General features: G+C 45.5%; 7 protein-coding genes and 3 pseudogenes. 9 read left to right on the top strand and 1 reads right to left on the bottom strand.

All coding sequences use genetic code 11. The features are described 5' to 3' along the window. Positions 1-113 precede the first annotated feature (113 nt). The 6 genes and pseudogenes from ACFQ03_RS14070 to ACFQ03_RS14045 all read left to right on the top strand — a co-directional run. Positions 114-308 (top strand): hypothetical protein, encoded by a 195-nt coding sequence (locus tag ACFQ03_RS14070; RefSeq protein WP_379288888.1) that lies wholly within the window; start codon positions 114-116, stop codon positions 306-308. A 195-nt stretch (positions 309-503) separates the two neighbouring features. After that, on the top strand, positions 504-3,416 hold the full coding sequence (locus ACFQ03_RS14065) for an S-layer homology domain-containing protein (protein ID WP_379288886.1): 2,913 nt from the start codon (positions 504-506) through the stop codon (positions 3,414-3,416). Positions 3,417-3,983: 567 nt separating this feature from the next. After that, entirely contained in the window at positions 3,984-5,399 is a 1,416-nt protein-coding gene (gene ltrA, locus ACFQ03_RS14060; protein ID WP_379288884.1) for a group II intron reverse transcriptase/maturase, read from the top strand. Positions 5,400-5,826: 427 nt separating this feature from the next. Further along, a pseudogene (locus tag ACFQ03_RS14055) lies at positions 5,827-6,045 on the top strand (group II intron reverse transcriptase/maturase); the annotation flags it as partial. Positions 6,046-6,049: 4 nt separating this feature from the next. After that, a complete protein-coding gene (locus ACFQ03_RS14050; RefSeq protein WP_050954049.1) occupies positions 6,050-6,400 on the top strand; it encodes a hypothetical protein in 351 nt (116 codons plus the stop codon). Positions 6,401-6,596: 196 nt separating this feature from the next. Beyond that, positions 6,597-6,689: pseudogene (locus tag ACFQ03_RS14045) on the top strand (GTP cyclohydrolase); the annotation flags it as partial. Positions 6,690-7,916: 1,227 nt separating this feature from the next. Here ACFQ03_RS14045 and ACFQ03_RS14040 read toward each other — a convergent pair. Continuing rightward, positions 7,917-8,129, bottom strand: a pseudogene (locus tag ACFQ03_RS14040) (IS256 family transposase); the annotation flags it as partial. A gap of 739 nt (positions 8,130-8,868) precedes the next feature. Here ACFQ03_RS14040 and pbp4 point away from each other — a divergent pair. The 3 genes from pbp4 to ACFQ03_RS14025 all read left to right on the top strand — a co-directional run bounded on the left by pbp4 (position 8,869) and on the right by ACFQ03_RS14025 (position 13,152). Continuing rightward, positions 8,869-10,896, top strand: a complete 2,028-nt coding sequence (gene pbp4, locus ACFQ03_RS14035; RefSeq protein ID WP_379288882.1) for a penicillin-binding protein PBP4(5) — start codon at positions 8,869-8,871, stop codon at positions 10,894-10,896. Between the two features lie 73 nt (positions 10,897-10,969). Beyond that, the gene (locus tag ACFQ03_RS14030; RefSeq protein ID WP_379288880.1) at positions 10,970-11,359 is read left to right on the top strand and encodes a BlaI/MecI/CopY family transcriptional regulator; all 390 of its coding nucleotides are present in this window, start codon (positions 10,970-10,972) and stop codon (positions 11,357-11,359) included. Beyond that, complete coding sequence (locus ACFQ03_RS14025; protein WP_379288878.1) at positions 11,359-13,152, top strand: BlaR1 family beta-lactam sensor/signal transducer; 1,794 nt, start codon at positions 11,359-11,361, stop codon at positions 13,150-13,152. Before ACFQ03_RS14030 ends, ACFQ03_RS14025 begins: the two co-directional genes overlap by 1 nt. Positions 13,153-13,159: the final 7 nt, after the last annotated feature.

Genomic DNA, 13,159 nt, shown 5'->3' with positions numbered 1-13,159 from the left:
TGCGATGGAAAGAATTGATCTGGAAGCCTTGGAGAAGGCGAGGAGTGGACTTTATGACGGACAATGATGTGGAACTTGCGGTCTCCGCACATTAGAAAGGAAGTGAAAGGAAAATGAGACCGTTTAAATCATCCGTTCTGTTGGCGGCGTTCGTTCTTTTTTTCGGATGGACCTGGACACAACTGTTTGGGAATGTCGGCATATTGGTTCAGGCCGCCGATGACGGTGCATTCGCGCCGTTAAGCAGTGATTTTGCCGGCGGCTCAGGCACGGAAGAAGCCCCGTATATTATCGAAACCGCTGAATAGCTGAACAAAGTGAGAGATTATCTGGATGCCCATTTCAAATTGGGAGCCGATATTAATCTTTCAACTTACAGTTCCGGAGAAGGATGGTTGCCAATCGCAACGGAATACTCTTCTCCTTTTACCGGAACATTTGATGGCAACGGCTATCAAATTACAGGTTTAAAGATCAACCGTGAAGATGAGAACTACCAATCTTTGTTTGGAGTAACGTCAGAAACGGCTGTCATCCGGAATGTCCATCTCGAGGTCGTGGAGATCAAGGGGTATGATTACATCGGCGGGTTAGTAGGGTATAGCTACGGGATAATTGAAAACAGTACGGTAACGGGAACCCTTATTCGAGGAGAAATGAAGGTTGGCGGGTTAGCCGGTATTGTTAGAAATGACGTGATCGGGTCATCCGCCCATATCGAAGTTGTCGGAGAGCGTGAAGTCGGGGGTCTGGCAGGTCTATTTAGGGGTTCGACTGGTAAAAAGATTACGATTCGCGATTCATTTGCAACTGGTGACGTTGCGGGCATAAATAATCTTGTAGGTGGTTTAGTTGGCATAATTTCATCGGGAAATATAGGAAGTGTCAATGAAATCACGAATTCATATGCGACTGGGGAGGTTAATGGAGACCAGCTTGTAGGTGGATTTGTTGGTAAAGCTGAAGCCCTTCCATCTGGTGTGGTCAGAATTAAGAACTCCTATGCGACAGGGAATGTCAACGGTAAGCAATACGTGGGTGGTTTGATCGGATTTAATGTTACAAATGGTTACGATTCGCCAATAAGTTCAGTGATAGAAGTTGAGCATTGTTACGCGACAGGCAAGGTAACAGGTCATTCTGAGACTGGCGGGCTGGTCGGGGCGAATAATGAATATGAAGAAAGAGGAAATATCATTGAGGTCGCCGGCAGCTACTGGTTGACCGATAGCTATACGGATGGTGAACTCCCTGACAATGGAATCGGAATACCTGTGGAAGAGGCGGATCTCCGCGATCCGGAAACATTTAAGGATTGGGATCTCACAGAGGGCTGGTACCAGTACGACGGACATCGGCCATTTCTCCAATGGCAAAACCCGCTCATCTCCTGGGCTGCGTCCATTGCAAACGATCAGTTGAACCTTGACGACAAGACCCACATTACCGTGAATACGGAACATCAAAACGGGGATCGCTACAATGCGACAACAACCGCCAGGTATAGCGTTGATCCGGATGACCCCGAAATTGTGCGTGTTGATCCTAACGGGGAGGTCAGCACCGTCAAAGGCGGCAAAGCGACGATCACCGTCTCCTTATTCGACAAGTCCGAGACTCTCGACATCGTCGTGGACAGCGGAAATCCGGAACCGCCGACGATCACCCTTCATCCCGACGGCTGGACCAATGCTGCCAAAGTGGAAGTGGCGATCGACCACAGCGCCGCTAACCCAAGGCAGACAGATGTTCACACGATTCGTGTGAAAGTCGGCGACAAGGAGTGGGAGGATCGTGCATTTAACGGTACACCTATCCGCTTAGAGGTGACGGAAGAAGGGCAAACGAAGATCCAGGCGCAAGCGATGGATGACATCGGCAATAAGAGTACGATCGTTGAGCGGACCGTGAAGATCAGCAGAAGCGGCCTGAAGCTGGATGTGGATTTGTATTTTACCGATAATGACAGTAAAGCATATCCCAGCGGAACGTGGACGAACCAAAGTGTGACCGCAGCGGTTTATGCTTCTCATGACCACGGGATCGCGCTGCGGCCCATTGCATATTCGTTGGATGAAGGAGCGGCTTGGGAGATTTATCATGATCCGCTCGACTTCACAACAGAGGGGCAGTACTCGCTTTGGTTCAGAGTGGAAGATGTATTAGGCAATGAAATGAGCGAGCATGTACTCATCCGTATCGATCACACGAATCCGGAGATCGAATTGAAACCCGACGGCGATGAAACCCTTTCGCGGACCATATCCAGTCAAGTCAACGTGAAGGACGACGGCAGCGGGATCGATGCCGCTTCCCTCCGTTATGTTTGGTCAACGAGTTCAGACCCGTTGGATGAACATGCATATTGGCAACCTTTCATTAACCAAAGCACGTTGAGTCATGCAGACAAAAACGGCGGCGACTGGTATTTGCACATTTACGCCAAAGATCAGGTTGGTCAAGAGAGTTACCGAATATCCCGGCGCTTTCGTTTAGAGCGGGAGCCGGTTTCTTCAGAACCGCCGAGTCCGCCTGTCTATATCCGCTCCGGCAATGCAACACTGAGGGAGCTCATCTTGTCAGAAGGCGCGTTGATACCGGAATTTTCGGGGGACATTACGACGTACAAGGCTTTGATCCCGCATGATGCTGACAGCATCCAGCTCACGATCCGTGCTGCACATCATCAGGCTGGAATCAGCGTGAATGGTCGGCAAGTCCGGAGTGATCAGGGAAGCATTCGCATCCCCTTGCACACGGATACGGATATCATTGACATCGTGGTCACTGCAGAAGACGGAACGCGCAGAACGTATTCCATCACCGTGGAACGTATGCAAGAGGAGATGCCGGACCCGCCTTCCCCGGAGCCGTTATTTGCGGATATTGCGGGTCATTGGGCGGAGCCGTTCATTCAGGAAGCCTATGCAAAAGGCATCATTGCCGGATACCCTGACGGTACGTTTAGACCGGATCATGCCGTCACCCGCGCTGAATTTACGTTGATGCTCGTTCGTGCCTTGCGGCTGGAAGGAGAAGCGGGAGGCGATGCGCCTGCTTTTGCGGACGGGGAGCAAATTGGCGAATGGGCAAAGCAAGCGATTGATTTGGCGGCAAGGGCAGGCATTGTTTCAGGATATGAAGATGGAACATTTCGACCTGGTCGCCCGGTCACTCGTGTGGAAATGGCGGTGATGATCGCAAGAGCAACAGGAGCGGAGTTGACCGACCATACGCACACCCGATTTGCAGACGATGCCCGTATTCCGGCATGGGCGAAAAGTTACGTGGAAGAGGTTCGTATCATGGGCATCATTCACGGTCGCGATCGCAATCTCTTCGCGCCGAATGAGACGCTGACCCGCGCGGAAGCGGTCACCAGTATCCTGAGATTGTTGGAGCTGTTGTCACAATAAGGTTTGGTGCAGAAGCGCTTTTGCTTCTGCACCTTTTTTTTGCGGCGTGCCCAGCTAAGCACGCATCTTCTAGCCGGTGAAAGTCCGGTCGCGGGAAGGGCCAAGCCCCCGCGTAGCTAGGATACCTACGTATGGCGAAATCTGTACGTAGAAGCGTATCGACGAAAGTACCTGTCAGAGGCAGGGCGAGCAACATACCAGGCCGTAACATGAAAGTGAATCCTGCCGCGTCGTCAAAAAGGCCTCGCAAGAGGGAAAAGAGGAAGCCGAGTCCCGCGTACATGGACGAAGGCCATGGAAGCTGCCTAGAACTTGGAGCGGCAGTGAAGAATCCTCCGGCGTAGAGGGAACGGCATGGTATGAAAGAGGATGCAGTGAACTGGGGAGGCCCTCCCCTGCACGGTTGCAGAAACCGTAAAGAGGCCTTCTATAAGCCCCAGAGGTGAAGTGAACGGTCTGCAGGAAGGGAGTCCGAGGGGCTCATAGTACCGTGGAACGCAGGACAACACAACCTGCGGGAGGGAAGGAGCCCTGCTTTGTTCAAGTTTCTTGAGGAGGTACGAGTCAGTGAATGCCAAACGGCTAACAACACCAGAGGAAAACGTTCAACAACTCCAAGGGAAACTCGGTCATGCGGCCAAGGAGAACAAGAAGCGAAGATTTCACGCGCTGTACGACAAGGTCTATCGGGTAGACATCTTATGGGAAGCGTGGCGAAGGGTACGAGCCAACGAGGGCTCGGCAGGAGTGGATGGAGAGACGTTGGCAGACATCGAGAAACAGGGAGAAATGCGTTTTGTGCTTGAATGTCAACGGCTACTGAAAGAAGGGAAGTACCATCCACAACCCGTTAGACGCCACTACATCCCGAAGAAAGATGGCAAACTGCGACCGCTGGGGATCCCGACGGTGAGAGACCGCGTCATCCAGATGGCGACCAAACTCGTCATGGAACCCATTTTCGAGGCGGATTTTCAGGACACGTCTTTCGGTTTTCGGCCTAAGCGGAGCGCGAAACAGGCGTTGGAGCGAATCCGGAAAGCATGCAACCGCAAAGGAAATTGGGTGGTCGACGTCGACATCCAAGGCTACTTCGACAACATCAATCAGGAGAAACTGATGAAGCTGATCGAAATGCGGATCAGTGACAGGCGAATCTTGAAGTTGGTGAGGAAGTGGTTAGGTGCGGGAGTGATGGAAGAAGGAAACATCCGACGCTCAGACTTGGGTACACCGCAAGGGGGAGTGATCTCACCACTGCTGGCGAACATCTACCTGAATTACTTTGATCTTCTGTGGGAACGACATGGCGGTAAGCTTGGGGAACTGACGCGTTATGCAGATGATCTGGTGATCATCTGCAAGACGAAGAAGGACGCACAGCGGGCCTATGAACTCATACGAGCGATTATGGAACGCCTGGAATTAACCCTGCACCCCACGAAAACGCGCATCGTTGGACTTTGGACTGGGGAAGAAGGCTTCGATTTTCTGGGCATGCATCATCGAAAGACGAAGGCCGAAACATCCAAAGGCCAAGTGTACTACACAACCCAGCAGTGGTTGTGCCGGAAGGCGGAAGAGCGAATACGGGAAGGGGTAAAAGAGCGATTAGCTCCGCCAGGTATGCGACGCCTGAGTTTCGAAGAGCACGTGGAGTACCTGAATCCAAAGATTCAAGGCTGGCGCAATTACTACTACACAGCTTACAGCCAGAGGAAGATGGCGAAGTTGGATTGGTATATCCGGCAGCGGTTTGCGAAGTGGTATGCTAAGAAACACAAACGCAGACGATGGTTGAGTTCGCTGCGCGAAGTGAAGTCTTTCATGATGACGAACATCGGAAAGCCGTATGAGGGAAAACCTCACGTACGGTTTGATGAGGAGGGGCTGGGCCCCGCCCAGCCTTTCACTCTAGCCCGGCATGGGTGCCGTGCTTTAGGGGAAAGTCCCAAGCGGGGGCTGGCGAGCACCTACCGTTAGCCAAAAGTAAGGGTGTCCATCGTGAGGTGGAATCTGAAGGAAGCTGGAGGCAAACACTCGACCTGAGATACACGAATCCAATGTGAGGCTAGTACAGTCGGACGAGTCTGCGAAACAAGGCGAAGTCCTAAGCCGCCAAGGGCTGTATGAGTATATTGGACAGGTGCATGGATGAAAGTACGCATCCTTATCCGGGGAGGCCTGCATGGCACGCCATCTGAGGATGGTAACCAAGGCCGTAAGGTTTTGCTGAGCGTGCAGGAGTCAGCAGAGGTCATAGTGCGTGAGTAAGGGACGCCTGAAAAAGGGAAGGGCCAAACGTCAACTCAGGGATGGATCAGACGTTTTCGAGAACGACGCGTTGAAGCAGAATTCCTATGGAACTCCTTCAGGGAAGTACGGGTGAAGCCCAGAGGACCTTGAAGTGATGGTTAAGCGTCGTCCGGCAAACTCCGAGTCCCATGAGTACTGGCCGCTTATACGACAACAATTATTAGAAGGGGCCTATCAAACGGCACCAGTCCGAAGGGTCGAAATCCCGAAACCCGACGGCGTTGTCAGATTATTTGGCATTTCGACTGTGGTAGATCGCTTTATCCAACAGGCTCTTCTCCAAGTGCTTACTCCTATCTTTGAAGCACATTTTGTCAATGACAATTGAAACCGATCGGGAAGATATAAAGCGGCTTTTTGCTCCGGTTGCACCGGGAATTAAGCTGCGAATTCAAGCATTAAGAGAAGTACATGAGGTAGGGATAACTACACAAGCGTCAATTTCACCTGTACTGCCGTTCACTCCGGATTTCCCAAAGTTACTGGAAGGTATCGTAGATCGGATATGGATAGATACACTTAATATCGGGGATGGTTCGATGGGGAAACACTCTGAACGACTCGGCATGCACCAGTTGTTCAAAGCCTATGGACTTTCGGAATGGTATCAAAAAGATATCCATCTCAGAGTAGAAAAGTACTTTAAAAAACATTCCCTCAAGAAATGATTCATGTTTCCAAAGAAGAAGCTTTTCCGGTCTTTGAGAAAGGTACTTAGTTCAGATGAAACCATACCTGGATACTAATTCACAGGCTATATAGTTTGCCCCTTAAGGATAACTCTCAACATAACTGTCGCAATATAAGCACAAGATAAGACAAGGCTTTTCCAGAAAACCAACGAAATGGAGTTTATACATGTCAGTTTTACGCGATTTCGAAAATGCAGAGCACGCCTTAATTCGATTTCATTCCATCTACCATACTGGAGATGTTTTTGGCAGTAGGAGGGCAGAACAAGTGCAGCTTATTCATTCATTGCATGCAGGGTCGAGCGGTAGACAATGACCAGCACCTATATATATAATGAGTAATCTGAACAACCTGCAGCGCATTAAGCTCTTAACAAATAAAAGAAAGCGACCCGCCAAATTCGAGTCTCCTCCCATACCAATCATGTTCGTAACTTACAAAGTCACAATTATAGTTAAATAACTCAGGTCAGGATATAGCTTTAAAGTGAAGTAATACCGGACTGGAAAACAACATATCGAATTTGCAAACTAAGCAAAAAAATCAATGAATTTCCATAAAATCAAAGTATAATCGGAGAGAATTAATTCCACAGATATTTACATAAGATCAAAAAGCAGTAGAGCCTTTCTTGAAAAGCTTCCTGCTTCTTCTGAACTCTCTTGAATTATTCTTCGGGATCCACCAGTTCACTAGCTTCCACCCTCAACGGGATTTTCTTCACTTTGTTCAGTTTCCTTACATGTAAAGCTGGTTATTGACCGAGATGTAATCGCGACAGCATTAAGTGGCCATTTTTAATTTTTTTCGGCAACAGATACATCCCATCTTTTCTGTAACCGAGATTAAACTCTCGGCGCATGTGGATGATGATCTCGAAATACTCACATTATTTTCCCTCAAATTGATTCATCATTTTTTTGAGCTTTCTGACAAAGCTCAGAACCTCTCTTGTTGGGACCATTTCTTCCATACCTCGCCATTATTATAGCTTATTATGCCAAAGATTTCCACTGTACAGAGAGCTTTCTATCATTATTTTTCATAGAAAGGTCCGATTTTGACTTCAAAATGAAACGGATGATAGAGGGGCATGTCCCCTGCTGTTTTTCTGTACCTTGAAAATCAAATACCATCCATTCCAGTACGTTCCCCGCATGTCTAGGAAAGCCAAATTGCAGGTGCGCCATGACCATTCTGTTTTTTTTTCGATCTATGTTTGAAGTAGCAGGGTGAGAGCGATTTTTGTCCATGCAATAATAAATGGTGGTTCCATTTAAGGCGATGACCCATGCGGGGGATAATGATACTTCCGTCCAGCCACAGCTCTGCTTTTAGGCAGATCACGCAATGGGGGCGGCTTTTGAAGGTAGCGTCAAGAAGTTTGTGTAAGCTGGTAGGGTTATCCATCGGGACGATGGATAAGAAATATTTTTTATGTTTAAGCTCGGTGGAGGACGTAGCCCAAGCGAAGGCGCGGGAAGCGGTTTTTTATTCTACTTCCGGGCCATCATCCGGATAACGTTCCTCAAACAGATCTTGCAGCCTTTGTTTCACTAATGGATCACCGAAACCACGAATGACGCGATGTCCCCACCTTTCGTTATATTCAAGCGCGTCCAAGTAGATAATCTTTTCTGCGGCTTCGATGTTCGTCAGACTGTTCATAGGCCGCAGGCGCTTTCGGAATTCCTTTATCATCCGTTATGGACATAACTGTAGATGCTATAAGACTTGATAATAACTTTGACATTTTGAGTATTAAAGTAGAGTGGGGAACTAAGGAAACTAAACAATCGAATAACATTGCGAGATTAGCAAATTTGTTTAGAAATGAAGGAATTATTACACGTGAGCAAATGAGTTATTTACGCAGTCTACGTGACGAAATTCGCGTTATTATACGTGATGGTCAAGACGAAGTAGTCAAGGAATTGAAAGATATTAGTGCCGACAAGTTAGAGGAACTAAAAAAGACAATCCATGAAAAATATAATCAGGGTACAAATTAGTAATCTAAGATCGGTAACGGAATAGAGATTTACTCTATTCCGTTACTTGTAAGAAATTAGGTGACTTACATGGGACATATTGATGCAAACGAGATTCTAAAGCTTGGAATGAGTCACAAATATCGTAACAGAAAAACAGGATATGAGTAACTTCAATAAAGAAGACTACTTTAACTATTGGATTAAAACGTTTGAACAACGTTTATCCGATCGATACATACAGCTTAGGAAAATGATACGATATCCTTAGATTTAGATGAACCGCTTCGTTCGAAGCGGTTTTTTTGTTATGGGGGCATTACGGCAAGAAGACTTCCGATTGTTGTTAAGCAATTTGCCAATGTGCTATAATCTCAATATTACTACAAGTGTAGTTCTAACATATAAACTACACTTGTAGTAATTAAAACGAAAGAAAAGAAGGGAATAGGATGGGCCTTATTAAAAAGAAAAAAAGAAGAATCATTCCTTACGTTGTAGTGGCAATGATCATTCTAGCGGGTGTTGGAAGTATTCTTTTTTACTTATTTATGCTTAAGGATGATAGCAGGCAAGTGCGGGAAGCAGCGTACCATTTTATTAGCATATTAGAGAATAAGGACTATGAGAAATTAGGGGATGTGCTCGCTAAACAATCCTATTCATCGTTAGATTATACGTTGGAAGAAGTAATAAATAAATATGAGCGAATTTACAATGGAATCGGTATTCACGACATTCGTGCGTCCAATATCCGGATTGAAAAAATATCTAATAAGGAGCAGGAACTTTCCTATCAATTAAGCTTCACTACTCCTTTAGGCAAATTAGAGCATTTGGATTACCGGACACAGATCATAAAGGAAGATGGACTCTATATGGTGAAATGGGATCCATCCTTAATCTTTCCTGGAATGGAGGGGAAGGACAAGGTGGAATTCCATTATTGGAAAGCCGAGCGTGGAGAAATTAAAGATCACCGCGGCAATGGATTAGCCGTAAATGAAGATTTTAAAGAGGCCGGAATTGTGCCGAAAGACTTGTCTCAGGGGAATGAGAAAGAAGAAAGGATTCAAAACATAAGCCAACAATTGAATATCCCGGTTGAAGAAATCGAGCAAAAATTAAATCAAGGCTGGGTGAAGGATGATTTATTCGTCCCTATAAAAATAATTGAATCCGATAAAGCGGAAGTGATTCCCGGCATCTCCTACCGGACGATAAAACAACGTTATTATCCTTTAAAAGAAGCGGCAGCTCATTTAATCGGCTATGTCGGAAAAGTAACCAAGGAAGATTTAGATAAAAACCATGATTTAACGGAGGACGATATCATTGGCAAGGCGGGGTTAGAAAGAGCTTTTGATAAAGAGCTGCGAGGAAAAGATGGAGGAGAAATCATCATTGTCGGTGAGAACGGTGAAAGAAAGCAAGAAATTCAAAAGCAAGAAAAGGCAGATGGGGAAACGATCCAACTGACCATTGATCGATATATCCAGTTGGAAGCATTCAGGCATTTAAAGGGAAAACCCGGCGCCACCATCGTGATGAATCCTAAAGATGGAGGGCTCTATGCGGTCGTTAGTTCCCCTTCGTATGATCCGAATAAAATGGTACAAGGGATATCCCTGGAGGAATACGATGCGTATGCCGGTGATGAGAACAAGCCTTTTATATCAAGATTTGCTATAGGGTATGCGCCCGGCTCCACGTTTAAGACAATCACGTCCAGTATCGGCCTTGATGCTCAGGTGACGTATCCTGATAAGCTTAGAGAAATCAATGGCTTAAGCTGGCAAAAGGACAAGTCTTGGGGCGGATATTCAATTACTCGTGTATCTGATGTACAGAATGTGGATATGAGAAAAGCGCTCATCTACTCTGACAATATTTATTTTGCACAGGAAGCTTTGGAAATGGGGGAAGAAGTGTTTAGAGATGGGCTAAACAAGTTTATTTTCGGAGAAGAATTCGATTTGCCAATCGCCATGAAGCCGGCCAAAATTTCTAATCAGCCGGAATTTAAGTCGGAAATACTCTTGGCCGATACGGCCTATGGCCAAGGAGAATTGTTGATTTCGCCGATTCAGCAAGCGGCGATGTATTCCGTTTTTCAAAATGAAGGAAAAATCGTTTATCCGAGATTGTTAGTGAATGATAAGCTAAAAGTAAAATCAGCGATAACGGCTTCCACCGCAAATGAAATGAAAAAGTGGCTGGAAGAAGTAGTAAAGGATCCGAACGGAACGGCCCATCTTTTGTACAACCCGAAATTTCAATTAGCTGCTAAAACGGGAACGGCAGAACTGAAGATGCAGCAAGGAGAACAAGGAGATGAGAACAGCTTTTTACTTGCCTTTGATACGGAACAAGCTTCCTTTCTCCTCCTTTCATTGGTAGAGCATTATACGGCGGGAAGCTCCGCAACGCAGCTGAATAAATCATTTATAGAGGATTTATATCAATATTTGGATGAATAAGCATTTACGCTTTAAGCCATGGCCCCGACTTGCTATAATAAATACTACAAGTGTAAAAGCAGGAGGGTCAAGATTGAAAGAGATCCCGCAAATATCTGAAGCAGAATATGAGGTCATGAAGGTTGTATGGAAATACGAGCCGATATCCACTCCCGAGGTGGTGGAAAAGGTAACGAAAAAAATTGACTGGAAGCCGAATACTATTCAAACCATGCTTACACGCCTGGTCAAGAAAAAAGCACTGCAAACGCGTAAGCAAGGGAGAGTGTTTGTATACACGTCCCTTATTGATGAACATGAATATGTTGAGCAGAAGAGTAAATTATTTCTCAAACAGTTTTTCGGCGGTGCATTAAATTCCATGGTTTTAAATTTTATTGAAAATGACCAGCTATCCAAGGAAGATATTTCCGAACTAAAGAAAATATTATCTGAGAGGGACATGAAGGAAGGGGAAAAATAATGGATGCCTTTATACTCCGTTTCTGGATAAGTACGATTGTGGTATCCGTCCTTGTTTTATTGATCCTCTTGACGAAAAAAATATTATATAGACACATGTCTAAAAAAACACACTATAGCATTTGGTATTTTCTTTTCATCTTGCCTGTTACGGCTCTTCTTCCTTCGGATTTATTCCGGTTAGGAGAAATGTATCGACGGATAAAAAATTCCTTCCGGGAACAGGGAGGCACTGTATTTAAGGATGGAGAATTAAGCGGATATAGTGACTTCCAGGCACCCGGCAAAACTTTACTGCAGGATTTTGCGATATCTGTGAATAAATCGACGCCGGATTTTGTTTTCTATACTTTTTTTGGTGTTTGGGTCATTGGCCTGCTCATTTGTATGGGTGTGGCGGTATATGCAATCTACCAGCTTAATCGAATGAAAAAATCAGCCGTTGCCATTAAGAATCCGGAAATAAATGAATTATTGGAGAAATGCAAGGAGACGGTCGGGGTACGGAAGAAGATCATCTTACTGGAAAGCTCATGGATTACCTCGCCTATTACGCTTGGGCTATGGCAGCCATATATATTGTTACCCAAGAATATTCAGGAAGTCTTTTCACTTAACGAATTAAAATATGTGTTGTTGCACGAGTTAAGCCATCAAAAAAGTAAGGACGTATTAGTGAATTATGGAATGTGGCTGCTGCAAATAATATATTGGTTTAACCCATTAATATGGTATGCCGTAAGAAGAATGCGGTTAGACCGGGAATTGGCTTGTGATGCATCTGTATTAAAATTATTAGATGAGAACGGATATATAGAATACGGGCACATGATTATTCATTTTGCCGATAGAACGGCTCGGCCTTACCGTCAGTTTGCCTCGGGGATGGGGGGGACACAACAACAAATTAAACAAAGAATTCGAAGTATAGCGGATTATTCCGGGGATTCGCCGCTATTCAAATGGACAAGTAGAGGGATTTGTGTAGTTCTAGCCATTTTCGTTTTACTTCTTGCTCCGCTCACTTCTGTTATAGCCGGTTCTGATGAGGTGTATCATTTTAGCGGAAAAAATACGGTTTATGAAGATTTAAGCCCATATTTTGAAGGCTACACCGGCAGCTTTGTTTTGTATGATCCTTCTAATGAACACTATCAAATCTATAATCGGGAAATGAGCGAACGAAGAATTTCACCTAACAGCACGTATAAAATTTATTCGGCTTTGTTTGCCTTAGAGGAAAATATCATTTCTCCAAATAACGATGAGCAGGCTTGGGATGGAACCGTCTATCCCTATGAAGAATGGAATACGGATCAAGATTTATCTACGGCCATGAGTCGTTCGGTCAATTGGTATTTCCAAAGCTTTGACCAAAAAATGGGGAGGGAAAAACTACAAGCCTATATTGGCCAAATAAAATATGGAAACGAGAATCTATCAGGGCAATTGGACCGTTATTGGATGGAATCTTCATTGAAGATCTCGCCGATTGAACAAGTGGAGCTATTGAACGCATTAGAGGAAAACGCATTTGGCTTTAAAGAGGAAAGTATTCGAGCTGTAAAAAAGTCGATTTTCATTAGTGAGCAGGAAAGCGGTCGGCTGTACGGTAAGACGGGTACGGGGATGATCAATGGGAAGAATGTTAATGGCTGGTTTATTGGCTTTGTAGAGCAAGACGATCATACTTATTATTTCGCAAGTGCTATTCAAAATAAGAATGGACAAGCAAATGGAAGCAAAGCGGCGGAAATCGCCATCCGAATACTGCAGGATAAACAGATTTATTAATGCAGCC

Origin of the sequence: Paenibacillus residui (genome assembly GCF_042677205.1) — a bacterium.
Classification (GTDB): Bacteria; Bacillota; Bacilli; order Paenibacillales; family NBRC-103111; genus Paenibacillus_L; species Paenibacillus_L residui.
This window is presented reverse-complemented; position numbering and strand designations above follow the sequence as displayed.

Excerpts from the sequence above, each read along its gene's own strand:
- ACFQ03_RS14070 (WP_379288888.1), top strand. The coding sequence starts at position 114 with ATGAGACCGTTTAAATCATCCGTTCTGTTGGCGGCGTTCGTTCTTTTT.
- ACFQ03_RS14050 (WP_050954049.1), top strand. The coding sequence starts at position 6,050 with ATGACAATTGAAACCGATCGGGAAGATATAAAGCGGCTTTTTGCTCCG.
- pbp4 (WP_379288882.1), top strand. The coding sequence starts at position 8,869 with ATGGGCCTTATTAAAAAGAAAAAAAGAAGAATCATTCCTTACGTTGTA.
- ACFQ03_RS14025 (WP_379288878.1), top strand. The coding sequence starts at position 11,359 with ATGGATGCCTTTATACTCCGTTTCTGGATAAGTACGATTGTGGTATCC.